This is a genomic window from Lapillicoccus jejuensis, assembly GCF_006715055.1.
Classification (GTDB): domain Bacteria; phylum Actinomycetota; class Actinomycetes; order Actinomycetales; family Dermatophilaceae; genus Lapillicoccus; species Lapillicoccus jejuensis.
Window position 1 is genome coordinate 1073127 of the sequence record NZ_VFMN01000001.1, and the last position, 25449, is coordinate 1098575.

Genomic DNA, 25449 nt, shown 5'->3' on the forward strand with positions numbered 1-25449 from the left:
CATGTCCGACAATTCCCGTGGACCCAGACGGTCCCCCGCCACCGGCGCGGGCGGTCAGCCCGTGTTGCGCAGCCCGGCGGCGATGCCGTTGACCGTGAGGAGCAGGGCGCGCTGCAGGTCCGCGGGCACGTCCTGGCCCTCCGGCACCTGTCGCGACCGGGCGAGCAGCGTCGCCTGCAGGGCGTGCAGCGGGGCCAGGTAGCTGTCGCGCAGCTCGAGCGTGGCGGCGAGGACGGGAGCCGACTCGAGGAGCGCGGACTGCCCGGTGACGGCGAGCACCTCCTGCACCGTGCGCTCGTGCTCGGCCCGGATGGTGTCGAACAGGCCGCGCTCGCCCTCGGGCACGAGGGTCCGCACGTAGCGCGCGGCGATGTCGAGGTCGGTCTTGGCGAGCGTCATCTGCACGTTGGACAGGAACGTGCGGAAGAAGGCCCACGAGCCGTACATCTCGCGCAGCACCTCCTCGCGGCCGTCGGCGCGGGCCGCCGCGAGACCGGACCCGACGCCGTACCAGCCGGGCAGGATCATCCGGTTCTGGGTCCAGCCGAACACCCACGGGATGGCCCGCAGGTCGTCCAGCCCGCCAGCGCCGCCGGGGCGCTTGCTGGGACGGGAGCCGATGTTGAGGTTGCCGAGCTCGTCCACCGGGGTGGCGCGCACGAAGAACGGCACCAGACCCGGGTCGCGGACCAGCGCGCGGTACGTCTGCTGCCCGTGCGCGGCGACGAGGTCCATCGTCGCGTTCCACTCGTCGAGCACCTCGCGCGGGAGCAGCGAGGTGCGGTGCAGCAGCGCGGCCTCGACGACGGCGGCCAGCGCCCCCTCGAGGTTCCACCGCCCGAGCTGGGGCAGCGTGTACTTGTCGCTGATGACCTCGCCCTGCTCGGTGATCTTGATCGGCCCGGTGAGGCTGCCGTAGGGCTGGCTGAGGATCGCCTCCGCCGTGGGGCCACCGCCGCGGCCGACGGAGCCGCCGCGGCCGTGGAAGAGGCGCAGCGTGACGCCGTACGACGCCGCGAGGTCGCGCAGCGCGCGCTGCGCGCGGTGGATCTGCCACTGCGAGGCGGCGATCCCGGCGTCCTTGGAGGAGTCGGAGTAGCCGAGCATGATCTCCTGCACGTCGCCGCGGGCGGCGACGACCCGGCGGTACGTCGGGTCCGACAGCAGCCCCTCGAGCAGGTCGCCGGCGGCCTCGAGCTCGGCGACGGTCTCGAAGAGCGGCGCGAAGCCGATCCGCGCGGTCGCCGGGGTGTCGTCGGTGCCCGGGTCGACGAGGCCGGCCTCCCGGGCGAGGACGACGACCGCGAAGAGGTCGTCGACGCCGTGCGTCATCGAGACGATGTACGTCTCGACGACGTCGGACCCGTAGGTGTCCAGCGCGGTGCGGATGGCGTCGAAGAGGTCGAGGACCTTCGTCGTGTCCGGCGTGAGGTCGTGCCGGGCGGCGCCGACGGCGCCGACGAGCGGGCGACGGCCGGCCATCTCGCCGGACAGGAAGGCGGTGCGCGCCGGCCGGTCCAGCCCCCCGTACGGCGCCCCGAGGTCGCCGACCCGGTCGACGAGCTCGCCGAGGGCGAGGTGGTGCTTCTCGCTGTGCTCGCGCACGTCGAGGGTGGCCAGTCCGAACCCGACCCCCGTCGCGGTGCGCACGAGGCGCAGGATCCCGCCGTCCGCGGTGAGCGTGTCGCCGCCGGCGAGCATCGAGTCGCGCACGAGGGCGAGGTCGTCGAGCAGCTCGCCGAGGTCGCGGTAGTCGCGGCCCGGCTCGTGCGGCGTGCCGGCGGTGAGCCTGTCGCGGGTGCGCAGGAGCCGCACCCGCACGAAGGAGAGCTTGAGCCGGTAGGGCTCCTCGGCGTTGAGCCGGCGCACGGCCTGGTAGGTGATGGGCAGCGCCTCGGCGTCCTGCTCGAGGCTCTCGCGCAGGGCGTCGGTCACCTCGACGACGCGCGTCGAGGACCCGAGCTCGACCAGCAGGTCCTCGACCTGCTCGGCGAGCACGCGCAGCCCGGCCTGGTGCTGCAGCCCGAGGACCTCGAGGGTCACCGCGGGGGTGACGTGCGGGTTGCCGTCGCGGTCGCCGCCGGCCCAGGCGCCGAACCGCAGCGGGCGCGCGTCGAGCGGGAGCTCCAGCCCCACGTCGGCCAGCCGGGTGGCGAGCTCCTCGAGCAGCTCCGGGACGACCTCGGTGGCGATCGAGGTGAGGTAGTAGAGCGCGGTCCGCGCCTCGTCGGCGGGCTCGGGGCGGGCCACCCGCAGCTCGTCGGTCTGCCACAGCAGGTCGACGAGCTCGCTCAGCCGGCGCTCGTCGCGGACGGCGCGGCTGGCGGGACGGCGCGGGTCCTCGCTCGCGGCGACGACGTCGGCGATCCGGCGCAGCAGGTCCAGGACCGAGCGACGGGTGGCCTCGGTGGGGTGGGCCGTGAAGACCGGGCGGTACTCGACCCGCCCCAGCACCTCGGTGGCGGTCGCCCGGTCGAGGCTGCCGTCCTCGAGGGCCGCCCCGATCCGGCGGGCGGCGGCGGCCAGCGGCGCCTCCGCGGTGGCCGTCGAGACCTCCTGGTAGCGGTGCACCTGCTCGGTGACGTTGGCCAGCTGGAAGTAGCCGGTGAAGGCCCGGGCCAGGACGACCGCGGTCGCGTCGTCGACGTCACCGAGGAGCGCGTCGAGGGCGCCGTCCCGCTCGGACGGCTCGGCGCGCGCGGCGGCCCGGACCCGCTCGACGAGGTCGAGCAGCGCGGCGCCCTCGTGCCGGGTCAGGGCCTCGCCGAGCAGCGTGCCGAGCTGTCGCACCGAGGCCCGCAGCAGACGGTGGTGCTCGTCGGACGAGACGCCGGCGGCGAACTGCGCGACGTCGGGCGCGCGGCGGTCCGCGGCGAGCATCTGCTCGGTCGCGCGGTCGCGGGCCGAGCCACCGGTCGGGGCGTCGTACGGCGTCATGCCGCCAGTGTGGCAACGTCGTGTGACGCGGATGTGTCGTGGGTCACGACGTGGACAGCGCCTCCCCGTCGTCCGTCGGCGGCCAGGGACGACGCCGGGCGTCCTCCTCCCGGAACCGGGCCAGCGCCGCGAGGCCGGCGTCGCGCCAGGCACGACGCGCCTCGAGGTCGGCGCGGGGCAGCTGCGCCTCGACGCGCTCGAGCAGCCCCGCGTCGAGCGCCGCCCGCCAGTCGACGGTGTCGGACTGCCGCTCGGCGAGCCGCTGGTACATCGCCTCGTAGCGCTGCACGTAGTCGGCCAGGCCACCGGGCGCGTTGAGGTCGATCGTGCCGACGACGCCGAGGGTCAGCCAGCGCGGGGCCAGGGCGCCGCGGACGGCGCGGTCGAGGTCGCCGGGGCCGACGACACCCTCCGCCAGCAGGCGGAACGCCTCGTGGATGAGGGCCGACTGGAGCCGGTTGGCGACGAACCCGTCGACCTCGTGGGTCAGCTCGATGGGGTCCATGCCCGCCTGCTCGAGCAGTGCGCGGGTGGCGGTGACGGCGGCCGGGTCCGTCCAGGGGGCCGGGACGAGCTCGACGGCCGTGTGCAGATGGGGCGGGTTGAACGGGTGCGCCACGAGGACGCGGTGCCGCCCGGGCAGCTCGGCCGTGAAGGACGACGGGACGAGCGCCGACGTGGACGAGGCGATGACGGCGCCCGCGGGGGCGGCGGCGTCGACCGCGCCGAGCACCCGCGCCTTCAGCGCGGGGTCCTCGAGGACGCACTCCTGCACGTGCACCGCGTCGGCCACCGCCGCGGCGAGGTCGGTCGTCGTGGTGACGGTCTCGGGCAGGGGCCGGTCCTCGACCTGCGCCCACATGACGGCCAGCTCGGCCGGGACCCGCGTGAGGACGGCGGGGTCCGTGTCGACGAGGCGGACCTCGTGCCCGGCGCGGGCGAAGACCACGGCCCAGCCGCGACCGACGAGGCCGGCGCCCACGACGACGACGGGGGGCCGGGTGGCGGCGCTCACAGGTACTCCACGTTGCCGCAGATGGACAGCGACTGGCCGCTGATCGTCGCGGCCGCCGGGGAGAGGAGGTAGGCCACGAGCAGCGCCACCTCCTGCTCGGAGACCTTCGTGCGGAGCGAGGTCTTGGCCAGCAGACCCTGCTCGACCTCCGCGAACGGACGCCCCATGGCCTCGGCCCGAGCGGCCGTCGTGCGGTTGAGCCGGTCGCTGTCGACGAACCCCGGCAGCACCTCGTTGACCCGCACCCCGTCCGGGCCGAGCTCGCGGGCCATCGACTCGGTCAGACCGCGCAGGCCGAACTTCGCCGCGTTGTAGGGCGATCGGAGCGCGTAACCGAGCCGGCCGGCGACCGACGAGATGTTGACGACGGCCCCGCGGCTGGCCTTGAGCAGCGGGGCGGTGCGCTGCGCGCAGAGGAAGGCCCCGGTGAGGTCGATCTCGAGGGTCCGCGTCCACTCGACGGGGTCGACGTCCTCGAGCCGGGCGGTGGGGCCGGCGATCCCGGCGTTGTTGACCAGCACGTCGAGGCCGCCGAGCGCTGCCTCGGCCTCCGCCACCAGGTGGCCCACCTGCTCGGCGGAGGAGACGTCGCACGCGGTGCCGGTGCGGCCGGGGCGGGCGGTGAGGAAGCCGGCCAGACGGTCCCGGTCGGTCCCGCACACGTGCACCCGGGCGTCGAACGCCTCGAGCACCTCGGTGACCGCGCGGCCGATGCCCGAGGTGCCGCCGGTCACGAGTACCCGCAGACCGGGGCGCGGTCGCAACAGCGCGGCGAGGTCGGGAGCCGCGGCCGTCGTGGGCGCGGATTCATATGATGATTGCGTCACCGGCGAATCGTATGACGTTTGACGCGGCGAGCGGCAGCGTCGTCTCACGGACGGCGCCGCCGCTCATGGAGCTGGAGCCTCGCGTCAGGAGGCGCTGCCCTGCGCGAACGCCTCGCCGGCCGCGGCGGTGAACGCGTCCAGGTCGTCGGGGTTGCGGCTCGTCACGAGCAGCCACCCGTTGGCCGGGCACGTCTTGGCCTGCTCGTCGACCCAGGTGCCGCCGGCGTTGCGGATGTCGGTCTTCAGCGTCGGGTACGACGTCAGCGTCTTGCCCCCGAGCACGTCGGCCTCGACGAGCAGCCACGGGCCGTGGCAGATGGCGGCGACCGGCTTGCCGGCGGCGACCATGTCCTTGACGAAGCGCACGGCGTCGTCGTCCAGGCGCAGGCTGTCGGCGTTCGTCGTCCCGCCGGGGATGACGAGGGCGTCGAAGTCCTCCGCCTTGAGGCTCGAGACGGTGGCGGTCGCCTCGTACGTCCCGGCCTTCTCGACGTCGTTGGTGAACGCCTGGACGGTGCCCGTCTCGGGCGCCGCGAGGACCGTCTCGGCCCCCATCCCCTTCAGCCCCTCCCACGGCTTGGTGAGCTCCGGCTCCTCGACCCCGGAGTTGTTGACCACGAACGCGACTCGCTTACCACTCAGATCCGTCATGCCTGGAGGACTGCCCTCGGTACGGCGTCACGAAACCCGCCTTGACAGCGGGGGCGAGGATGGGGGCATGAGCACCTCCCCCGTCCCGTCCGGTCTCCCGTCCCTCGCCGCCGGGGCGCACGACCCGGGTGACGGTCAGGCCTGCGTCATGGAGTACGTCTCCCTGCTCGGGGGCGAGGACTGGAGCGACCGGCCCGACTGCACCCACCCGCTGCTGGCCCACGAGGCACGCACCGTCAACGACGAGCTCGACGACCGGGACCGCCCGCTGCTCGTGCCGCTGGTCGGCCGCCTCTTCGGGACGACCGACCCGTCACCGGCGGTGACGGCGAGGCTGCGGCTGCGGCAGGCCCGGTCGGCCACGCTGCTCCTCGAGCCCTCCTCCCGGCCGCGGGTCACCCCGCTGCTCGAGCGCGCCGAGAGGGCCCTGGCCGACGGGCACGAGGAGGGTCGGGAGGAGGCACTGGCCTTCGTCCGGCCCCTGGCCGGATCGCTCCTCGGCGCCGAGGGGCTCGGCCGGCACGACCGGGTGCACCGGCGCACCGTGCGGATGTCCCTCGTCGCCCTGAGCGGTGACACCGACGCCGTCGGGCTCGAGGCGTGGCCGCTCGCCGCGCTCGCCGCCGCCCACGCGGTCGCCGCGTCCGGTGAGTGCCGCGCCGACTGCGGGGACACGGCCTCGCACGCGCGGTTGCGGGTGCGCGAGCTCGCGGCCCTGCTCGACGAGTACGACGCCGCCACCGGTCGGCCCACCCGCCGGCTCACCCCGGACGAGTTCGCCGCCCTGGCCGAGCTGGTCGGGTGACGACCCGGGCCGTCCCCGGGCATGCGAAAGGCCCCTTCCCTCCGCGAGGAGGGAAAGGGGCCTTTCGTGAATGGTTGTCCGGCTGCGTCCTACTCTCCCACACCGTCACCAGTGCAGTACCATCGGCGCTGAAGGGCTTAGCTTCCGGGTTCGGAATGGGACCGGGCGTTTCCCCTTCGCTATGACAGCCGTAACTCTATGGAGATATCGCAGGCACCCGCGGCACGCCGGTCTGGGCGTGGGGGTGTCCCGACCGTATCTCGGGAACTCGACAGTGGACGCGGGCAGCCACACCTTGACGGTGATCAAGGAGATGTGTGGTGGTGTTAAGTCGTCGGCTTATTAGTACCGGTCAGCTTCATGCATTACTGCACTTCCACATCCGGCCTATCAACCCAGTAGTCTAGCTGGGAGCCTCTCGGAACTCTCGTTCCATGGAAACCTCATCTTGAAACGTGCTTCCCGCTTAGATGCTTTCAGCGGTTATCACTTCCGAACGTAGCTAATCAGCGGTGCCCTTGGCAGGACAACTGACACACCAGAGGTTCGTCCATCCCGGTCCTCTCGTACTAGGGACAGCCTTTCTCAAGTTTCCGACGCGCGCAGCGGATAGGGACCGAACTGTCTCACGACGTTCTAAACCCAGCTCGCGTACCGCTTTAATGGGCGAACAGCCCAACCCTTGGGACCTACTCCAGCCCCAGGATGCGACGAGCCGACATCGAGGTGCCAAACCATGCCGTCGATATGGACTCTTGGGCAAGATCAGCCTGTTATCCCCGGGGTACCTTTTATCCGTTGAGCGACGGCGCTTCCACAAGCCACCGCCGGATCACTAGTCCCGACTTTCGTCCCTGCTCGACATGTCTGTCTCACAGTCAAGCTCCCTTGTGCACTTACACTCAACACCTGATTGCCAACCAGGATGAGGGAACCTTTGGGCGCCTCCGTTACCTTTTAGGAGGCAACCGCCCCAGTTAAACTACCCACCAGGCACTGTCCCTGATCCGGATCACGGACCGAGGTTAGATATCCAGAACGACCAGAGTGGTATTTCAACGTTGACTCCACCGACACTGGCGTGCCGGCTTCACAGTCTCCCACCTATCCTACACAAGCCGTACCGAACACCAATACCAAGCTGTAGTAAAGGTCCCGGGGTCTTTCCGTCCTGCTGCGCGTAACGAGCATCTTTACTCGTAGTGCAATTTCGCCGAGTTCGCGGTTGAGACAGTGGAGAAGTCGTTACGCCATTCGTGCAGGTCGGAACTTACCCGACAAGGAATTTCGCTACCTTAGGATGGTTATAGTTACCACCGCCGTTTACTGGCGCTTAAGTTCTCAGCGTCGCCGTGAGGCTAACCGGTCCCCTTAACGTTCCAGCACCGGGCAGGCGTCAGTCCGTATACATCGTCTTGCGACTTCGCACGGACCTGTGTTTTTAGTAAACAGTCGCTTCTCCCTGGTCTCTGCGGCCGATCACGCTCAGGAAGCACGTTCCGTCACGATCAGGGCCCCCCTTCTCCCGAAGTTACGGGGGTATTTTGCCGAATTCCTTAACCACGATTCACTCGATCGCCTTGGTATTCTCTACCTAACCACCTGAGTCGGTTTGGGGTACGGGCGGCTCGAACCTCGCTAGAGGATTTTCTCGGCAGCATAGGATCACCCTCTTCCCGCATACGCGGTCACTATCAGGTCTCAGGCTCGTCATCGAAGACAGCGGTGCGGATTTGCCTACACCGCGCCCTACACCCTTGGACGTGGACAACCATCGCCACGCGGAGGCTACCTTCCTGCGTCTCCCCATCGCTTACGTACTACCCGCTCGGGTCGCGCGCTCCGCCAGGAGTTGTCCGAAGACGCATCCTGGTTTCAGGCGCTGAGCATCACGGGGTTCTGTAGGGGCGGTTCTTCGCCGGTTCCGGAATATCAACCGGATGTCCATCGACTACGCCTGTCGGCCTCGCCTTAGGTCCCGACTTACCCAGGGCAGATTAGCTTGACCCTGGAACCCTTGGTTATTCGGCGGACGGGTTTCTCGCCCGTCTTTCGCTACTCATGCCTGCATTCTCACTCGTGTGGCCTCCACGGCTGGATCACTCCGCCGCTTCCCTGGCCACACGACGCTCCCCTACCCATCAACACGCTTGGACCATGGACCCGCAGGTGCCACGGCCGGGCATAGTGTCAATGCCACAGCTTCGGTGGTGTGCTTGAGCCCCGCTACATTGTCGGCGCGGAATCACTTGACCAGTGAGCTATTACGCACTCTTTCAAGGGTGGCTGCTTCTAAGCCAACCTCCTGGTTGTCACGGCAACTCCACATCCTTTCCCACTTAGCACACGCTTAGGGACCTTAGCTGGTGGTCTGGGCTGTTTCCCTCTCGACTACGGAGCTTATCCCCCGCAGTCTCACTGCCACGCTCTCACTTACCGGCATTCGGAGTTTGGCTAACGTCAGTAACCTGGTGAGGCCCATCGGCTATCCAGTAGCTCTACCTCCGGCAAGAAACACGTGACGCTGCACCTAAATGCATTTCGGGGAGAACCAGCTATCACGGAGTTTGATTGGCCTTTCACCCCTACCCACAGCTCATCCCCTCAGTTTTCAACCTAAGTGGGTTCGGTCCTCCACGCAGTCTTACCTGCGCTTCAACCTGGCCATGGGTAGATCACTCCGCTTCGGGTCTAGACCCAGCGACTATGACGCCCTGTTCGGACTCGCTTTCGCTACGGCTTCCCCACACGGGTTAACCTCGCCACTGAGCACTAACTCGCAGGCTCATTCTTCAAAAGGCACGCCGTCACCCCACAACACCTAGACGGTGAAGAAGGCTCCGACGGATTGTAGGCACACGGTTTCAGGATCTATTTCACTCCCCTCCCGGGGTACTTTTCACCTTTCCCTCACGGTACTTGTCCGCTATCGGTCACCAGGGAATATTTAGGCTTAGCGGGTGGTCCCGCCAGATTCACACGGGATTTCTCGGGCCCCGTGCTACTTGGGAACACTGCCCAAGGAGTCCACGCCATTTCGTCTACGGGGGTAGCACCCTCTATGCCGGGCCTTTCAATGCCCTTCGACTATGACGCGAATTTCTTACTCCCCGCCGAGATGTCAGTCCCGGCCAGCAGGTCCCACGACCCCCCATCTGCAACGCCTGACAGCTATCACACAGATCGGGTTTAGCCTCTTCCGCTTTCGCTCGCCACTACTCACGGAATCGCGGTTGCTTTCTCTTCCTGTGGGTACTGAGATGTTTCACTTCCCCACGTTCCCTCCACACGCCCTATATATTCAGGCGCGGGTGACTGGACTTGCCTCCAGCCGGGTTTCCCCATTCGGACATCCTCGGATCACAGTCTGGTTATCGACTCCCCGAGGCATATCGCAGATTCCTACGTCCTTCTTCGGTTCCTGGTGCCAAGGCATCCACCGTGTGCCCTTATCAACTTAACAACACAAAATCACACAGAGATTCTCTTGGACGCACACACCACACCCACCGACCCGAAGACCGGCAACCGACCCGAAGACCGGTAACAGCATGGTTGTGTGCGAGATGCTCGCGTCCACTGTGGAGTTCTCAACATACGGGCGGTCCCTGCTCCACCCGCACGGCCAGACCCGAACGCTGCGAACAGCGTCGGCGGTACACGTGCAGGAGCAGGCCCACAAGCACTACCAGAAGGCATCCGATCATCATGGAGGAGCCACCACCGCCGGACGGCGACACCAGCTCCCCATGACGGCCCGATCCTTCAGGACCCAACAGCGTGTCATGGCCCCTCCCCCGACGCCGGCTGCGGTCCACTGCCTCCAGCAGCCCCACCCGAAGGCAGGACCGCTGTCAGCTTGTACTGGCTCACCGGCACCCGAGAAGGCGCCGTAATCGATGTTCCACCCGTGAGCACCTGCTGTGGGACGTGCGCCCACAGACCAGGCTCTGCACCAGCCCCCGACCCATCCGGCCGGCGGGCTCGTGAGTGCTCCTTAGAAAGGAGGTGATCCAGCCGCACCTTCCGGTACGGCTACCTTGTTACGACTTAGTCCCAATCGCCAGTCCCACCTTCGACGGCTCCCCCCTCAAGAGGTTGGGCCACCGGCTTCGGGTGTTACCGACTTTCGTGACTTGACGGGCGGTGTGTACAAGGCCCGGGAACGTATTCACCGCAGCGTTGCTGATCTGCGATTACTAGCGACTCCGACTTCATGGGGTCGAGTTGCAGACCCCAATCCGAACTGAGACCGGTTTTTTGGGATTCGCTCCACCTTACGGTATCGCAGCCCTTTGTACCGGCCATTGTAGCATGCGTGAAGCCCAAGACATAAGGGGCATGATGATTTGACGTCATCCCCACCTTCCTCCGAGTTGACCCCGGCAGTCTCCTATGAGTCCCCGGCATTATCCGCTGGCAACATAGAACGAGGGTTGCGCTCGTTGCGGGACTTAACCCAACATCTCACGACACGAGCTGACGACAACCATGCACCACCTGTACACCGACCTTGCGGGGCACCCATCTCTGGATGTTTCCGGTGTATGTCAAGCCTTGGTAAGGTTCTTCGCGTTGCATCGAATTAATCCGCATGCTCCGCCGCTTGTGCGGGCCCCCGTCAATTCCTTTGAGTTTTAGCCTTGCGGCCGTACTCCCCAGGCGGGGAACTTAATGCGTTAGCTGCGGCACGGATCTCGTGGAATGAGACCCACACCTAGTTCCCAACGTTTACGGCATGGACTACCAGGGTATCTAATCCTGTTCGCTCCCCATGCTTTCGCTTCTCAGCGTCAGTTATGGCCCAGAGACCTGCCTTCGCCATCGGTGTTCCTCCTGATATCTGCGCATTTCACCGCTACACCAGGAATTCCAGTCTCCCCTACCACACTCTAGTCTGCCCGTACCCACTGCAAGTCCGGGGTTGAGCCCCGGATTTTCACAGCAGACGCGACAGACCGCCTACAAGCTCTTTACGCCCAATAATTCCGGACAACGCTCGCACCCTACGTATTACCGCGGCTGCTGGCACGTAGTTAGCCGGTGCTTCTTCTGCAGGTACCGTCACTTGCGCTTCTTCCCTGCTGAAAGAGGTTTACAACCCAAAGGCCGTCATCCCTCACGCGGCGTCGCTGCATCAGGCTTTCGCCCATTGTGCAATATTCCCCACTGCTGCCTCCCGTAGGAGTCTGGGCCGTGTCTCAGTCCCAGTGTGGCCGGTCGCCCTCTCAGGCCGGCTACCCGTCGTCGCCTTGGTGAGCCATTACCTCACCAACAAGCTGATAGGCCGCGAGCCCATCCCAGACCGAAAAACTTTCCACACGGTAGACATGCATCTCCGTGTCATATCCGGTATTAGCTCCGGTTTCCCGAAGTTATCCCAGAGTCTGGGGCAGGTTACTCACGTGTTACTCACCCGTTCGCCACTGATCACCCAAGAGCAAGCTCTCGAGGTCACCGTTCGACTTGCATGTGTTAAGCACGCCGCCAGCGTTCGTCCTGAGCCAGGATCAAACTCTCCGTTGATGTTTTTCGCCCCCACCAACCCCCAAAGGGCCGGCGAGGAAAACTCAACCCCGAAGGGCTAAATCACTAGCTGAACACAAACGACTAGCTCTCAAAAACTAGATCGATCGTTGTCAACCAAAGGAATCTCCCCCGACACCATCCACGCCAGCCCACATGACCGACATACGACAGCACCGAGACGAGGTAAAACTTGGCATCGATTACTGACACGCTGTTGAGTTCTCAAGAATCGGACGCTCACCACTACCCCACCCTGCGGGCGAGGCTGCCGGGGCAACCCTCTAAACCTACCTGCCGCGGCCATCCTCGGTCAAATCCGTGTCCCGCTCTTCTGAGCGGCCGGTTTCGCCCGGTGGCCTTGCGGCGCGTAGAGAACAGTACCAGGATTTTCGGGCCCCTCGAACCACCCCCAGAGCGGGGTGCGGCGGCCGCTGCTCAGTCCGCGGCCAGCGGTGCCGACCAGCGCTCCTCCACCCGGCCCAGCTTCCACACCGCCACCGCCGCGGCCCACGTCACCACGAACAGCCCGACGATCCCGTAGCCCACCAGCTCGAGGTCGAGCCCGCCCAGCCAGGCCAGCGGTCCGGTGGCGATACCCAGCTTCTCGGACAGCAGCCCCAGCAGCTCGATGACCCCGATCCCGAGCGCCACGGCGACCGACAGCGCGGTCACGGTGATGTTGTAGTAGATCTTGCGCACCGGGCGGGCGAAGGCCCACCCGTACGCCGCCGTCATGAAGGCGCCGTCGAGGGCGTCCAGGAGCGACATCCCCGCGGCGAAGAGGATCGGCAGCACGACGATCGCGTACCAGGGCAGTCCCGACGCGACCGCGCCGCCGGCGATGACGAACAGGCCCACCTCGGTCACCGTGTCGAAGCCGAGGCCGAAGAGGAAGCCGACGGGGTACATGTGCCAGGGGCGTCGTACGGCCTTGGTCACGCGCCCGAGGATCCGGTTGAGGAAGCCGCGGTTGTCGAGCTGGCGCTCGAGCTCCGCCTCGTCGAGCTCGCCGTGCCGCATCCGGCGGAACACCCTGAGGATGCCGACGAGGGCAGCCAGGTTGACCAGGCCGATGAGGACGAGGAAGACCCCGGACATCGTCGTACCCCACAGCCCGGTGACCTGCTGCAGCGTCGACTGGTCGTCCTCGAGCGCGCCGGCCAGCGCGCGGACCCCGGCGGAGAGCAGGGCGACCATGACGAAGACGACCGAGCTGTGGCCGAGGCTGAACCAGAACCCGACGCTCATGGGCCGCTGCCCCTCGCCCATGAGCTTGCGCGTGGTGTTGTCGATGGCCGCGATGTGGTCGGCGTCGAACGCGTGGCGCATCCCGAGCGTGTAGGCGGTGATCCCCAGCCCGACGCCGATGACCTGGGCCCCCACCCGGTACTGCGCGGGGACGACGAGGCCGAGGAAGACGCCCCACCCGACGACGTGCAGCAGCAGGATGAACAGCCCCATCCCCCACAGGCTCCGCCGCTGGTCGCGGTCGAACCGCGGGCCGGGGCGGGGGTGGGTGGGGACGGCGCGCGAGGCGGTGGTCGTCACGAGCCGACTCTAGGTTCCACCACCCCTTGTTGCAACCGAATCGCAACAAGGGCCCGGAGGTCGGGCTCCCCCGGCCCTCAGGTCCCGATGGCCGGCCCGTGCGCGTCCGCCGGCAGGTCGTTGTACGCGGCCGCGCGCTCCTGGCCGGACAGGGCGGCGATGGCGTCCATCACCTCGTCGGTGACCTCCCGACGGGCCCGTCCCTGCGGGACGCCGGCCCACCGGCGGGCCACGTCGATCGGCGGACCGAAGCGCACCGTCACGGGCGCGACCCGCGGCCGGGTCGCCCCGATGGGCATCACCTGCGCGGTGCCCGACAGCGAGACCGGCACCACGGGGACACCCGCGGTGAGTGCCAGCCACGCCACCCCGGTGCGGCCCCGGTAGAGCCGTCCGTCGCGCGAGCGCGTGCCCTCCGGGTAGATGCCGAACGCGTCCCCGGCACGCAGCACCTCGAGGGCGGCGTCGAGGGAGTCCTGGGCGGCGCGGGAGGACTGGCGGTCCACGGGGATGGCCCCCATCGCGTCCATGAACCCGCGCCGGGCGAGCGCCAGCGGCCCCCGCCCCTGCCAGTAGGCGTCCTTCGCGAGGAAGCGCACCTTGCGCGGGGCGGTGAGCGGGATGACGAAGGAGTCGATGAAGCTGAAGTGGTTGCTCGCGAGGATGACCCCACCGCTCATCGGCACGTGCTCGGCACCGACCACCGTGGGCCGCCACAGCAGCTGGGTCAGCGGCCGCAGCAGCAGGTGTCCCGCGCGGTACATCACGGCCCGACCCTAGTGCCGGGGAGCCGGAGGGGTCGGGCGCCGTCCGGGACGAGGACGCCCCGGTGCCTCGCTGATGGGCGGGACACCGGGGCGTTCGGGACGGTCCCTGGCGGGACCGACCGTTCAGGCGAGCTGCGCGTCCAGGGTGATGTCGACCCCGGTGAGGGCCTTGCTCACGGGGCAGGACGCCTTGGCGGCGTCGGCGGCCTTGGCGAAGCCGTCGGCGTCCAGGCCGTCGACCTGGCCGCGGACCGTCAGCGCGATGCCGGTGAGGCGGAAGCCGCCGGCCTTGTCCGGGCCGAGCGAGACGTCCGCGGACACGTCGAGGCTCTGCGGGGTGCCGCCGGCCTCGGCGATGAGGGCGGACAGCTGCATCGCGAAGCAGGACGAGTGAGCCGCCGCGATGAGCTCCTCCGGGCTCGTCGTGCCGTCGGCGTCCTCCGCCGCGCGCTTCGGGAAGGAGACGTCGAAGCGGCCCTGGTCGGAGCTGACGAGCTCGACGACGCCGGTCCCCTCCTGCAGGGTGCCGGTCCAGGCGGTGCGGGCGGTGCGGGTGGGCATGCGGTGCTCCTTCTCGGTCGATGGCACGGGGGCGCACCGGGCGGATACGCCTTACCTCGCGCTCAAGGTAAACCTACCGGCGCCGTACGGGGTCGGCAACGCTGCTCCCCGCGGCCGTGACCGCGGGTCAGTGGTCCTCGAACTCCCCCAGCACCTTGCCGCCGAGGACCCGCTCGACGACCTCCCGGCCGACCGCCCCGGAGGGGGCGAAGTCCTCGTCGTCCGGGCTCGCCTCGTCGTCGGCCGCGGGGACGTACGGCGCGTCGTCGACGGCGGTCTCGCCGGCGGCGCGCTCCTGCCGGTCGGCCGCGGTCTGGCGGGCGCGGGCCAGCTCCTCGCGCACCCCGGCGGCCCGGGCGGCGTGGTCCGCCGCGGGGACCATCGGCGGCGCCGCGACCTCCGGCTCCCGGTGCGGGCGCGCGGGTGGGGTCGCGGCCGTGGTGCCCGACGGCGCGCCCGACGCCCAGTCCGGCGCCGGCCCGGTCGACGCCTGCCCCCAGTCCGCGCTCGCGGGCGCGGGCGACGCCGGGCCCGACGAGGCGGACGACCCCGACGAGGCGGACGGCACCGACGACGCCGACGACGCCGACGACGCCGACGAGCCGGGGGACGCCGTCGGGCCCCCGCCCGCGGGACCGGCACCCGGGCCGCCCCCCGGACGCCCGGGCTCGTCGTCCGGCGGGGGCGACGAGGGCGGGACGTCGGTCGAGGGGATGCCCTCGACGGGGACGTCGAGACCGATCTCGTCGATGAGGGCCTGCCGGACGACCTCGGGGTGCTTGCCCGAGCGGAAGGTGTTGGCCAGGCCCTGGGTCGTGATCCCGAGGACGAGGCGTCGGCCGTCGTAGTCCTGCACCTGGGCGTTCTGCGACACGAAGGTCCACGTGACCCGGCTCATCCGGAAGATGCGGGCGAGGACGTCCGGCCAGACCCGGCGGATCGCGGCGACGTCGAGGCCGCCGGCCGGTGGCGCGGACGGGGCGGCCTCGACCTGCACCCCCGTCTCGCGGGGCGACGCGGCCGCGGTCGGCGCCGTGACCGGGTCCGGACCGCGCTCGGGCTCCCGCCGCTCCGGCTCCCGCCGCTCGGGCTCCCGCCGCTCGGGCTCGGGCCGCACCGGCTGCGCGCGCTCCGGGGGCGGGGCCTCGTCCCGGTGCTCGTCCCGGTGCTCGTCCCGGGACGGGTCCGGCGGCGCCGGGGCGGGGGTGCGGCGCGGCTCCGGCGGCGCCGAGGGCAGACCGGAGGCGGGGGCGGCGGTCGCCGACGAGGGCGCGCCGCCGAGGTCGAGCCGGCGCTCGAGCCGGTCGAGGCGGGCGCCGTACCCCTGCTCGCCGGAGGCGGCGGGCAGGAGGATGCGCGCGCAGATGAGCTCGAGCTGCAGTCGCGGCGCGGTCGCGCCGGTCATCTCGGTCAGGCCGGTGTTGACGATGTCGGCCGCGCGGGTGAGCGCGGCGGCGCCGAAGCGGGCGGCCTGCGAGCGCATCCGGTCCAGCTGGTCCTCGGGCAGCCCGCGCAGGACCGCACCGGCCCCCTCGGCCACCGCGGCGACGACGATGAGGTCGCGCAGCCGCTCGAGCAGGTCCTCGACGAACCGGCGGGGGTCGTGCCCCGACTCGATGACCCGGTCGACCTGGGTGAAGACGGCGGCCCCGTCACGGGCGGCGAAGGCCTCGACCGTCGCGTCGAGCAGCTCGCCGTCGGTGAAGCCGAGCAGGGCCGCGGCGCCGTCGTACGTCAGTCCCTCCTCACCCGACCCGGCGATGAGCTGGTCGAGGACGGAGAGGGAGTCGCGGACCGAGCCGCCGCCCGCGCGCACGACGAAGCCGAGCACGCCGGGCGCGACGCGCACGCCCTCCTCGTCGCACAGGTGCTGGAGGTAGTCGCTCAGCTGCGCCGGCGGGACGAGCCGGAAGGGGTAGTGGTGCGTCCGCGAGCGGATGGTGCCGATGACCTTCTCGGGCTCGGTCGTCGCGAAGACGAACTTCACGTGCTCCGGGGGCTCCTCGACGATCTTCAGCAGCGCGTTGAAGCCCTGCGGCGTCACCATGTGCGCCTCGTCGATGATGTAGATCTTGAAGCGGCTCTGGGCCGGCCCGTACGACGCCCGCTCGCGCAGGTCGCGCGCGTCGTCGACACCGCCGTGGCTGGCCGCGTCGATCTCGATGACGTCGACGGTGCCGGGGCCGCCGCGGGCCAGGGCCACGCACGAGTCGCACGTGCCGCACGGGGTCGCGGTCGGTCCCTGCTCGCAGTTGAGGCAGCGGGCGAGGATCCGCGCGCTCGTCGTCTTCCCGCAGCCGCGGGGGCCGCTGAACAGGTAGGCGTGGTTGATCCGCCCCGTCCGCAGCGCCTGCATGAGCGGACCCGTCACGTGCTCCTGGCCGATGACCTCGGCGAAGCTCTCGGGCCGGTAGCGGCGGTAGAGCGCGGTCGTCACCCGGTGGAGCCTAACCGGGCGGGGCGACAGCCCGTCCCCGCGATCCGCGGCCCTGTGGGTGGCGGGTGGGACGCTCCCGCCATGACCCTCCCGACCGATGCCGACGCCCCCCTGCTGCACTACGCCGACGCCCTCGACCGGCAGGACTGGCCGGGCCTGCGGGCCCTGCTGGACGACGGGTTCCGCGCAGAGTTCGTCCACGACGGGCGCACCCTCGACGCCGACGCCTTCGTCGCCTTCCAGGCCGACTACCCCGGCGACTGGCGGGTCACGGTCGCGGACCACGTCCGGGCCGGTGACCGCGCCGTGGTCCGGTGCGTCGTCACCGACGGCCGGGAGACGTACGGCGTCGCGACCTTCGCCCGGGTCGGGGTCGACGGCCGCATCCTCGAGGTGGTGGAGGTGTGGACCGACGCCGCCCGCCCCGCGGGGTCCTGAGCGGCGCTCCCACCGGAGCGCGGCAGACTGCGGACCATGCCCCGCTCCCGCGCCAAGGCCGCCGCCCGTCCGAAGGCCGCTCCGGAGGCCCTGCTCCTCGCGAGCGCCGCGGGCAAGTCCGTCGACGGGGCGCACCTGGTCCGCCCGACGACGGTGTCCGTGGCGGCCGGCCGCTGCACGGTGCTGCGCGGCGAGAACGGCTCGGGCAAGACGACCCTCCTGCGCCTGCTGGCCGGGACCACGGCGCCCAGCACGGGGACCGTCACCCTCGAGGGGCGCACGGTCGACGAGCGCGACCCCGTGTGCCGGGCGGCGATCGCGGCGCTGCTGGGGGCGCCGACGTCGTACCGCGACCTCACCCTCGTCGACCACCTCGTCCTCGTCGACGCCACCTGGGGTCGGGGCGACGGGGCGCAGGAGCGCGCCGAGGCGATGCTGGCGACGCTCGAGATCGGTCACCTCGAGGACCGGTTCCCGCACGAGCTGTCCTCCGGGCAGCAGCAGCTGTTCCACCTCGCGCTCACCCTCGTCCGGCCCGCCCGGGTGCTGCTGCTCGACGAGCCCGAGCAGCGACTCGACACGCACAAGCGCGACCTGCTCGGCCGGCTGCTCGGGCAGCGCAAGGCGGAGGGGACGGCGCTGGTCATCGCCTCGCACGACCCGCAGCTCATCGAGGCCGTCGCCGACGACGTCGTCGACGTGGTGCCCGCGTGAGCGGCGAGGACCGGGCCCGGCTCGCCGACGCCCGCCGGGTCGTCACGGGCGACCGCCAGGGCGAGGGGAACGCCGTCTACGCCGTCTACGTCGCGGTCATCGCGGCGGGCGCGTACGGCGTCCCCGCCTCGCAGCAGCTCTTCCGCTTCCTCGACGCGCGGTGGCTGGCCGAGCACCTCGGCGGCGTCCGCGGTCCCGTCGTCGGCGTCGTCGCGCTCGTGGCCCTGCTCGCCCTCGCCTTCCGCGCCGGCGCCGTCCGGGGGCCGGCCGTCCCGGACCTGCCCTACCTCGACCACGTCGCGACGAGCCCGCTCGACCGGGCCGTCGTCCTGCGCCGGTGGTGGCGGCTGGCCCTCGTCGGCTGCCTCACCGGCGGCCTGCTCGCGGGCCTGGTCGCCGGGGCCGGACTCGCCATCGCCGCCGTCACCGGGCCCCTCGTCCTGCTCCCGGCGGTCGCCGTCGGCGGGGTCGCCGCCCTGCTGGTCGCCTGGGCCTGGCTCGAGGGGCAGGTGCGCGGACGCGACAACCGCGGGCACGGACGCCCGGGGTCCGGCACCCTGGCCCGCCCCGCGCGCTCGCTGCGCTCCCTGCCGCTCGCCTCGCTGCGGGCACAGGCCGCGCGGTCGGCAGGCGTCGGCGGTGGGGTGCTCGCCGGTGACCTGCGGGCCGTGCGCCTCGAGGTCGCCGCGCCCACGACCCGCGCCCGCGGGCGGCGCCTGCGCGCCGCCGGGCCGCGGGGGACCATGGTCCGCCGCGACGTCCTCGGGCTGCGCCGCTCCCCCGGGGCGCTGGTCACCGGCGTCGCGCTCACCGGCGTGGGTGCCTTCGCGGTCGTCCACGCGGCGACGCCCGGCGTGCCGAGCGTCGTCGCCCTCGCCGGCACCGTCCTGGCCTACCTCGGCGTCGGCCAGTGGGCGGAGGGGCTGCGGCTGCAGGGCGACAACTCCGGCACGGTGCCGCTCGTCGGGCTCGACCCGTCGACGGAGGCGCTGACCCACCTCGTCGTCCCCGGGGCAGCGTACGGGCTCGTCACGCTCGTGGTCGGTGGCGCGACCGTCGCCCTCGGCGGCGCCTCCGCGCTCGGGCTGCCGTGGGCGCTCGTGCTCGGGGCCGCCGTCCTCGGCGCCCAGCTGATGGCGGCCTTCCGGCCGCTGCCCGGGGGGGACGCCTCGCTCATCTCCCCCGGCGGTCGGCTGGGGACGATGCTGCTCGCGTACGCCGTCCCGCTCATCGCCGCCGCGGTCGTCGGCACCGGCGCGACGGCCATGCTCGGCTCGGCGTCGCTGCGCGGGCAGGCTCCCGTCGCGCTGCTGATCGGGTCGGCGCTCGTCGTCGCCTGGGGCCGGCACCGGGTGCGCGCGCTGACCGACGCGCACCGCGACTGAGCCTGCGTCCGAGAGGTCGGCGGCTGCTGCCGCCGACCTCTCGGACGCAACGCGGGTCGATGCCTCTCAGCCGGCGGGGGCGAAGAGCTCGAGCGGGATGCCGTCGGGGTCCTTGAAGGACAGGCCGGCGCCGTACGGCGCGACGACGACGCCGCCGTGCTCGATGCCCAGCTCGTCGAGGCGGCCGGCCCACTCGTCCAGCTCCGCGCGGTCGGCGACGGCGAAGCCGACGTGGTCGAGGCCGGGACGCGTCGCGTCGACCTCACCCTCCGCCGCCGAGACGTGCTGGTGCAGCCCGAAGAGCTGGCCGCCGTCGAGCAGCCAGACGGTGTGGTGGAAGGTGCCCGCCTGCTCGTCCTCGTCGAGGACGGGGTCGGAGCCGAAGAGGCGCGCGTACCACGGGACGGAGCGCTCGAGGTCGCGGACGGTGACGGCCACGTGGGCCAGTCCGGGGAAGGCCATGGGGTTCTCCTGATCGACGGCGGTGTCGGTGGTACCGACCCTGCCACCGCCGCGTCGGCGGCCGCACCCGCCGGACGGGCAGGAGGACGCGAAGACACCCCGCGTACCTGGAAGAGCTCGCCTACCCTTGCTGCATTCCTGCCCTGGGGGAGTTCGGTGAGGTACCACCACGCGGGGTGCCGACGACGAGCATAGGCGGTGCGACCGCCCGACCGGAAACCCGTGCGGCTCAGGCCCAGGCGGACCCGTCCGGGAAGCGGTAGGCGTCCAGCGACTCCTGCTTCATCCGGGCCGAGAAGCCCGGGGCGGTCGGGGCGACGTACCGGCCGTGCTCGATGACCGTCGGGTCCTCGAAGTGCTCGTGCAGGTGGTCGACGTACTCGATGACCCGGTCCTGGGTCTGCCCGCTGACGGCGACGAGGTCGACCATCGACAGGTGCTGGACCAGCTCGCACAGGCCGACGCCGCCGGCGTGCGGGCAGACGGGCACACCGAACCTCGCGGCCAGCAGGAGGATCGCGAGGTTCTCGTTGACTCCGCCGACGCGGGCGGCGTCGAGCTGGAGGACGTCGATCGCGCCGGCCTGCAGCAGCTGCTTGAACACGACCCGGTTCTGCACGTGCTCGCCCGTGGCCACCTTGATCGGGGCGACCTTGGCGCGGATGGCCGCGTGGCCGAGGACGTCGTCCGGGCTGGTCGGCTCCTCGATCCAGTAGGGGTCGTACGGCGCCAGCGCCTCCATCCACTGCACGGCCTCGTCGACGCCCCAGCGCTGGTTCGCGTCGACGGCGACCCGGATGTCCGGCCCGACGGCGGCGCGGGCGATGCCGAGACGGCGCACGTCGTCGGCGAGGTCGCCGCCGACCTTGAGCTTGATCTGGGCGAAGCCGTCGGCGACGGCCTGACGGCTGAGGCGCTCGACCTTGGCGTCGTCGTACCCGAGCCAGCCGGGCGAGGTCGTGTAGGCGGGGTAGCCGTCGCGCAGCAGCGCGGCGGTGCGCTCGGCGCGGCCCGGCTCGGCGCGACGCAGGATCTCCAGCGCCTGGTCGCGGTCGAGGGCGTCGGTGAGGTAGCGGAAGTCGACCTGGTCGACGAGCTGCTCGGGGGTGAGCGAGGCGACGTACTGCCACAGCGGCAGGCCGGCCCGGCGCGAGACGAGGTCCCAGGCCGCGTTGACGACGGCACCGATGGCCATGTGCATGACGCCCTTCTCGGGGCCGAGCCAGCGCAGCTGGCTGTCGCCGACCATCGAGTGCGAGAGGGCCGCGAGGTCGTCCGGGCCGTCGAGCGACCGGCCGACGACGTGCGCCTCCAGCGCCGCGAGGGCGGCGACTTCGACCTCGTTGCCGCGGCCGATCGTGAAGACGAAACCGTCGCCGCGGCTGCCGTCGTCGGCCTGCAGGACGACGTACGCCGCGGAGTAGTCCGGGTCGGGGTTCATGGCGTCGGAGCCGTCGAGCTCGCGCGACGTGGGGAACCGCACGTCGGTGGTCGTCATCGTCGTGATCGTCGTCATGAGGGGTCTCCGGTTCGTGCGGTCGGTCGGGGGTCGGTCGGGTCGGCGGCGGCCCAGAAGGCCGGGGGGACGGTGGCGCGGGCGCCCTCGACGAGGGCACGCACCTGGTCGGGATCCGCCGCGCCGGCCACGACGGCGGCGACGGACGGGTGGCGCGGGGGGAAGTGCAGGGCGGCGTGCGGCAGCCGGGTGCCGTGCGCGGCGGCCAGCGCGGCCAGCTCGTGGGCGCGGGCGACCAGCTGCGGGCCGGCCGGTCCGTAGTCGAAGTGCGCGTCGGCCGGCGGGGTGTCGGTGGCGAGGATCCCGGAGTTGTAGGGCGCCGCGGCCACGACGGCGACGCCGCGCTCGGCGCACGTCTCCAGCAGCGGCAGCCCACTGCGGTCGAGCAGGGTCCAGCGCCCGGCGAGCATGACCACGTCGACATCGCTCTCCCGGACGATCCGCTCCAGCGCCGGCCCCTGGTTCATCCCGGCGCCGACGGCACCGACGACCCCCTCGTCGCGCAGGGCGGCGAGCGCGGGCACGGCCTCGGCGACCGCCTGGTCGAGGTGGTCGTCGGGGTCGTGGACGTAGACGACGTCGACCCGGTCCAGGCCCATCCGCTCGAGGCTCTCCTCGAGCGAGCGGCGGACCCCGTCGGCGGAGTAGTCGCGCACCCGCGTGAGGTCGTCGGGCACCTCGAAGACGTGGGCCAGGTCCGAGCCGGTCGGGTGCGGGTTGGGCCGCAGCAGCCGGCCGACCTTGGTGCTGACGACGACCTCGTCGCGCGGGCGGCCGGCGAGCGCGGCGCCGAGCCGACGCTCGGCCAGGCCCAGCCCGTAGTGCGGCGCCGTGTCGAAGTGCCGCACGCCGAGATCCCACGCGGTGTCGAGCACGCCCCGGGCGGTGTCGTCGTCCACGGCCCGGTAGAGGTTGCCGAGCGGGGCGGTGCCGAGACCCAGCCGCGGCAGCGGCAGACCTCGGGGACCGACCGGGCGGCGCTCGTCGAGCAGGTCGGTCACGACGCCGGCTCCTCGGGCCGGGGGGTCAGACCGTAGAACGCGGTGGCGGTGCCGCCGAGGACGGCGGCCCGCTCGTCGGTCGACAGCCCGGCGACCAGCGCCCGGTTCGCGTCCACGACGTCGCCGTACGACGCCGCGAGCAGGCTGACGGGCCAGTCGGACCCGGCCATCACGCGGTCCGCGCCGAACGCGGCCAGGACGTGCTCGGCGTAGGGGCGCAGCATCCCGACGGTCCACCCGTCGCCGGCCTCGGTGACCATCCCGGAGAGCTTGACGTGGACCTGTTCGTGCGCGGCCAGGGCGCTCACGTGCGCGCGCCACGGGTCGAGGACCCCGTCCGCGATGGCGGGCTTGCCGAGGTGGTCGAGGACGAGCGGCAGCTCCGGCACGAGGGCGGCCAGCTCGACGGCGACCGGGAGCCGGTCGTGGGCCAGCAGGACGTCGTACGGGAGGCCGGTGGTGGCGAGCGCCCGCAGGCCGCGGACGACGTCGTCGCGCAGCAGCCAGCGAGGGTCGGGCTCGTCGGCGGCGAGGTGCCGCACGCCGACGAGCCGGTCGCCCCCGGGGAGCGCGCGCAGCCGCGCGACCTGGACGGGGACGTCGGGTGCGGTGAGGTCGACCCAGCCGACGACCCCGAGGACGAGCGGGTCCTGCGCGGCGACGGCGAGGAAGTCGTGCGTGTCCTGCGCCGAGTTGAGCACCTGCACGAGCACGGTGCCGTCGACGCCGGCCGCCCGGGCGAGCGGACGCAGGTCGCCCGTGTCGAAGGTGCGCCGGATCGCGGGCAGGCCCGCGAGCCACGCGTGCTCGCGCTGCTCGACGTCCCAGACGTGATGGTGCGCGTCGACCGTGAGGGTCCGGCCGGGGGCCGGGGTGGCGGTCATGGCGTGTGGAACACCTCCTCGAGGGGCGCCCACCACTGCCCCTGCTCGGCGGTGGCCACCGGCTCCTGGAGCGGGTCGGTGAGGGTCCACCACTCGCGGGTGCGCTCGTCCTGCGCCATCGCGGCGAGGTCGGCGGCCAGGTCGTCCCCGGTGTACTCGAAGTAGGCGAAGAGCAGGCCGTCGCGCAGGAAGATCGAGTAGTTGGAGATGTGACTGCGCCGGATCTGCTCGAGGACGTCCTCCCAGACGGCGTCGTGCAGCCGCCGGTACTCCTCCTCGGCGCCGTCCTTGAGCCGCACCACCTGGGCGACGCGGCGGGGGCCGGTCACGAGCGGGGGGCCGGCGGGCGCAGCCGCAGGCGGTCCATGCCGCCGTCGACGGCGAGCGTCGTCCCGGTGGTCGACCCGGCGAGCGGCGAGGCGAGGTAGCAGACGGCGTGCGCCACCTCGTCGGCCGAGACGAGCCGGCCGTGCGGCTGCCGGGCTTCGAGGGCGGCGCGCTCGGCCGCCGGGTCGGCCGCCGCGTCGAGCAGGCGCCCCACCCACGGGGTGTCGGCGGTGCCGGGGTTGACCGCGCAGACGCGGATGCCCTCGGGGAGCAGGTCGGCGGCCATGGCGAGGGTGAGCGACTGGACGGCGCCCTTGGTGGCGCCGTACAGCGCCCGCTGCGGCAGTCCCGCGGTGGCGGCGATCGAGCAGGTGTTGACGATCGCCGCGTGCGACGACTCCCGCAGGGCCGGGAGGGCGGCGCGGGTGACGCGGACCGGGCCGACGACGTTGACGTCGTAGACGCGGTGCCACTCCTCGTCGTCGTTGTCCTCGACCCCGCCGGCCGCACCGACCCCGGCGTTGTTGCACAGGACGTCGAGGCCGCCGAGCCGCTCGACCGCCTCGGCGACGGCGGCGCGGACGGCGGTGTCGTCGGTGACGTCGGCCGTCACGGCCACGAGGTCGGCGTCGTCCTGGACGGCGGTCACGTCGCGGTCGAGGACGGCGACGCGCGCGCCGCGCGCGAGCAGGGCGCGGGCGATGGCCAGGCCGATGCCGGAGGCGCCGCCGGTGACGAGGGCTCTGAGCCCGTCGAACTCGAGCGTGCTCACGCCTGCCCCACCTCCTGGCGCTGCGCGCCGAGCCCCTCGATCTCGAGCTCGACCACGTCGCCCTCCGTGAGGTAGGTGCCCTGGCCCATCCCGACGCCCGCGGGGGTGCCGGTGCTGATGACGTCGCCGGGGCGCAGCACCATGAACTGGCTGAGGTAGTGCACGAGGTGGTGGACGCCGAAGATCATGTCGGCGGTCGTGCCGTCCTGCTTGCTCTCGCCGTTGACCGAGAGGGTCAGCCGCAGCGCCTGCGGGTCGGCGACCTCGTCGGCGGTGACGAGCCAGGGGCCGAGCGGGTAGAACGTCTCGCAGTTCTTGCCCTTGTCCCACTGGCCGCCGCGCTCGATCTGGAACTCGCGCTCGGAGACGTCGTTGCTCGTGGCGTAGCCGGCGATGTGCGCGGCCGCGTCGTCGGGGCTCTCGAGGTAACGGGCGGTCGCGCCGATGACGACGGCGAGCTCGACCTCCCAGTCGGTCTTGGTCGAGCGGCGCGGGACGAGGACGGTGTCGTGCGGACCGACGACGGTGTCGGCGGCCTTCATGAAGACGATCGGCTCGGCCGGTGCCTGCGCGCCGGTCTCGGCGGCGTGGTCGCGGTAGTTGAGGCCGATGCAGATGATCTTGCCGATGCCGGCCACGGGCGGGCCGAAGCGGCCCGGCTCCAGCACGGGCAGGTCACCGGCCAGGGCCTCGCGCACCGCGTCGAGGGCGGCGGGGCCACCCCCGAGCAGGACGCCGTCGACGTCGCCGACGACGCCGCTCAGGTCGCGCCAGGTGCCGTCGTCGTGCAGGGCGGCCGGGCGCTCCGCGCCGGGGTCGCCGATCCGGGCCAGCTTCATGGGTGGTGCTCCTCGTGCTCTCGGGGGTGTCGCC

The 25449-nt window shown here is 71.4% G+C and carries 19 protein-coding genes, 3 rRNA genes and 1 other RNA gene; 4 read left to right on the forward strand and 19 right to left on the reverse strand.

What is annotated here, in order from left to right; genetic code table 11:
* Positions 1 to 54: 54 nt before the first annotated feature.
* From ppc to FB458_RS05155, 4 genes are all read right to left on the reverse strand, one after another.
* Positions 55 to 2937 (reverse strand): phosphoenolpyruvate carboxylase, encoded by a 2883-nt coding sequence (ppc, locus tag FB458_RS05140; protein ID WP_246061075.1) that lies wholly within the window; start codon positions 2935 to 2937, stop codon positions 55 to 57.
* Between the two features lie 43 nt (positions 2938 to 2980).
* On the reverse strand, positions 2981 to 3952 hold the full coding sequence (locus tag FB458_RS05145; RefSeq protein ID WP_141847342.1) for a 3-hydroxyacyl-CoA dehydrogenase NAD-binding domain-containing protein: 972 nt from the start codon (positions 3950 to 3952) through the stop codon (positions 2981 to 2983).
* Positions 3949 to 4779 carry an SDR family oxidoreductase gene (locus FB458_RS05150; protein WP_211355936.1) on the reverse strand — a complete coding sequence of 277 codons (831 nt, stop codon included), beginning with the start codon at positions 4777 to 4779 and terminating at the stop codon, positions 3949 to 3951. Before FB458_RS05150 ends, FB458_RS05145 begins: the two co-directional genes overlap by 4 nt.
* A gap of 84 nt (positions 4780 to 4863) precedes the next feature.
* Complete coding sequence (locus FB458_RS05155) at positions 4864 to 5430, reverse strand: type 1 glutamine amidotransferase domain-containing protein (protein ID WP_141847344.1); 567 nt, start codon at positions 5428 to 5430, stop codon at positions 4864 to 4866.
* 67 nt (positions 5431 to 5497) lie between these two features.
* Between FB458_RS05155 and FB458_RS05160 the strand changes: the two genes are divergently transcribed.
* Positions 5498 to 6235: a hypothetical protein gene (locus tag FB458_RS05160; protein WP_141847346.1), complete on the forward strand. Its 738-nt coding sequence runs from the start codon at positions 5498 to 5500 to the stop codon at positions 6233 to 6235.
* Positions 6236 to 6311: 76 nt separating this feature from the next.
* Here FB458_RS05160 and rrf read toward each other — a convergent pair.
* From rrf to FB458_RS05195, 7 genes are all read right to left on the reverse strand, one after another.
* Positions 6312 to 6428, reverse strand: a 5S ribosomal RNA gene (gene rrf / locus FB458_RS05165).
* 129 nt (positions 6429 to 6557) lie between these two features.
* Positions 6558 to 9698 (reverse strand): 23S ribosomal RNA (locus tag FB458_RS05170).
* A 538-nt stretch (positions 9699 to 10236) separates the two neighbouring features.
* Positions 10237 to 11761 (reverse strand): 16S ribosomal RNA (locus FB458_RS05175).
* The 16S, 23S and 5S rRNA genes sit together here, the layout of an rRNA operon.
* A 438-nt stretch (positions 11762 to 12199) precedes the next feature.
* The gene (nicT, locus tag FB458_RS05180) at positions 12200 to 13312 is read right to left on the reverse strand and encodes a Nickel transporter NicT (RefSeq protein ID WP_246061076.1); all 1113 of its coding nucleotides are present in this window, start codon (positions 13310 to 13312) and stop codon (positions 12200 to 12202) included.
* 77 nt (positions 13313 to 13389) lie between these two features.
* Positions 13390 to 14076 (reverse strand): lysophospholipid acyltransferase family protein, encoded by a 687-nt coding sequence (locus FB458_RS05185; RefSeq protein ID WP_141850349.1) that lies wholly within the window; start codon positions 14074 to 14076, stop codon positions 13390 to 13392.
* 126 nt (positions 14077 to 14202) lie between these two features.
* Complete coding sequence (locus FB458_RS05190) at positions 14203 to 14640, reverse strand: OsmC family peroxiredoxin (protein WP_141847348.1); 438 nt, start codon at positions 14638 to 14640, stop codon at positions 14203 to 14205.
* Between the two features lie 127 nt (positions 14641 to 14767).
* On the reverse strand, positions 14768 to 17077 hold the full coding sequence (locus FB458_RS05195; protein ID WP_141847350.1) for a DNA polymerase III subunit gamma and tau: 2310 nt from the start codon (positions 17075 to 17077) through the stop codon (positions 14768 to 14770).
* Between the two features lie 81 nt (positions 17078 to 17158).
* Between FB458_RS05195 and FB458_RS05200 the strand changes: the two genes are divergently transcribed.
* The 3 genes from FB458_RS05200 to FB458_RS05210 are packed head-to-tail and all read left to right on the forward strand — an operon-like array spanning position 17159 to position 19614.
* A complete protein-coding gene (locus FB458_RS05200; RefSeq protein ID WP_141847352.1) occupies positions 17159 to 17515 on the forward strand; it encodes a nuclear transport factor 2 family protein in 357 nt (118 codons plus the stop codon).
* 36 nt (positions 17516 to 17551) lie between these two features.
* Positions 17552 to 18229, forward strand: a complete 678-nt coding sequence (locus FB458_RS05205) for an ABC transporter ATP-binding protein (protein WP_141847354.1) — start codon at positions 17552 to 17554, stop codon at positions 18227 to 18229.
* Positions 18226 to 19614 carry a hypothetical protein gene (locus FB458_RS05210; protein WP_141847355.1) on the forward strand — a complete coding sequence of 463 codons (1389 nt, stop codon included), beginning with the start codon at positions 18226 to 18228 and terminating at the stop codon, positions 19612 to 19614. The genes FB458_RS05205 and FB458_RS05210 overlap by 4 nt, the downstream gene beginning before the upstream one ends.
* 66 nt (positions 19615 to 19680) lie before the next feature.
* Here FB458_RS05210 and FB458_RS05215 read toward each other — a convergent pair whose 3' ends face one another.
* The 8 genes from FB458_RS05215 to FB458_RS05250 form a co-directional block, all read right to left on the reverse strand.
* Positions 19681 to 20076 carry a VOC family protein gene (locus tag FB458_RS05215; RefSeq protein WP_141847357.1) on the reverse strand — a complete coding sequence of 132 codons (396 nt, stop codon included), beginning with the start codon at positions 20074 to 20076 and terminating at the stop codon, positions 19681 to 19683.
* A gap of 87 nt (positions 20077 to 20163) precedes the next feature.
* Positions 20164 to 20260, reverse strand: an RNA gene (gene ffs, locus FB458_RS05220) — signal recognition particle sRNA small type.
* Between the two features lie 45 nt (positions 20261 to 20305).
* Positions 20306 to 21592, reverse strand: coding sequence for an enolase C-terminal domain-like protein (locus tag FB458_RS05225; protein ID WP_141847359.1), 1287 nt, complete (start codon positions 21590 to 21592; stop codon positions 20306 to 20308).
* A complete protein-coding gene (locus tag FB458_RS05230) occupies positions 21589 to 22593 on the reverse strand; it encodes an aldo/keto reductase (RefSeq protein ID WP_246061077.1) in 1005 nt (334 codons plus the stop codon). The genes FB458_RS05225 and FB458_RS05230 overlap by 4 nt, the downstream gene beginning before the upstream one ends.
* Positions 22590 to 23477, reverse strand: a complete 888-nt coding sequence (locus FB458_RS05235) for an amidohydrolase family protein (protein ID WP_141847361.1) — start codon at positions 23475 to 23477, stop codon at positions 22590 to 22592. The genes FB458_RS05230 and FB458_RS05235 overlap by 4 nt, the downstream gene beginning before the upstream one ends.
* Complete coding sequence (locus FB458_RS05240) at positions 23474 to 23806, reverse strand: L-rhamnose mutarotase (protein ID WP_141847363.1); 333 nt, start codon at positions 23804 to 23806, stop codon at positions 23474 to 23476. Before FB458_RS05240 ends, FB458_RS05235 begins: the two co-directional genes overlap by 4 nt.
* Positions 23803 to 24576: an SDR family NAD(P)-dependent oxidoreductase gene (locus FB458_RS05245; RefSeq protein ID WP_141847365.1), complete on the reverse strand. Its 774-nt coding sequence runs from the start codon at positions 24574 to 24576 to the stop codon at positions 23803 to 23805. The genes FB458_RS05240 and FB458_RS05245 overlap by 4 nt, the downstream gene beginning before the upstream one ends.
* Positions 24573 to 25415, reverse strand: a complete 843-nt coding sequence (locus FB458_RS05250) for a fumarylacetoacetate hydrolase family protein (protein WP_141847367.1) — start codon at positions 25413 to 25415, stop codon at positions 24573 to 24575. The genes FB458_RS05245 and FB458_RS05250 overlap by 4 nt, the downstream gene beginning before the upstream one ends.
* Positions 25416 to 25449 lie beyond the last annotated feature (34 nt).

Excerpts from the sequence above, each read along its gene's own strand:
- FB458_RS05250 (WP_141847367.1), bottom strand. The coding sequence starts at position 25,415 with ATGAAGCTGGCCCGGATCGGCGACCCCGGCGCGGAGCGCCCGGCCGCC.
- FB458_RS05235 (WP_141847361.1), bottom strand. The coding sequence starts at position 23,477 with ATGACCGCCACCCCGGCCCCCGGCCGGACCCTCACGGTCGACGCGCAC.
- FB458_RS05190 (WP_141847348.1), bottom strand. The coding sequence starts at position 14,640 with ATGCCCACCCGCACCGCCCGCACCGCCTGGACCGGCACCCTGCAGGAG.
- FB458_RS05205 (WP_141847354.1), top strand. The coding sequence starts at position 17,552 with ATGCCCCGCTCCCGCGCCAAGGCCGCCGCCCGTCCGAAGGCCGCTCCG.
- FB458_RS05160 (WP_141847346.1), top strand. The coding sequence starts at position 5,498 with ATGAGCACCTCCCCCGTCCCGTCCGGTCTCCCGTCCCTCGCCGCCGGG.
- FB458_RS05185 (WP_141850349.1), bottom strand. The coding sequence starts at position 14,076 with ATGTACCGCGCGGGACACCTGCTGCTGCGGCCGCTGACCCAGCTGCTG.
- FB458_RS05200 (WP_141847352.1), top strand. The coding sequence starts at position 17,159 with ATGACCCTCCCGACCGATGCCGACGCCCCCCTGCTGCACTACGCCGAC.
- FB458_RS05155 (WP_141847344.1), bottom strand. The coding sequence starts at position 5,430 with ATGACGGATCTGAGTGGTAAGCGAGTCGCGTTCGTGGTCAACAACTCC.
- ppc (WP_246061075.1), bottom strand. The coding sequence starts at position 2,937 with ATGACGCCGTACGACGCCCCGACCGGTGGCTCGGCCCGCGACCGCGCG.
- FB458_RS05215 (WP_141847357.1), bottom strand. The coding sequence starts at position 20,076 with ATGGCCTTCCCCGGACTGGCCCACGTGGCCGTCACCGTCCGCGACCTC.
- FB458_RS05225 (WP_141847359.1), bottom strand. The coding sequence starts at position 21,592 with ATGACGACGATCACGACGATGACGACCACCGACGTGCGGTTCCCCACG.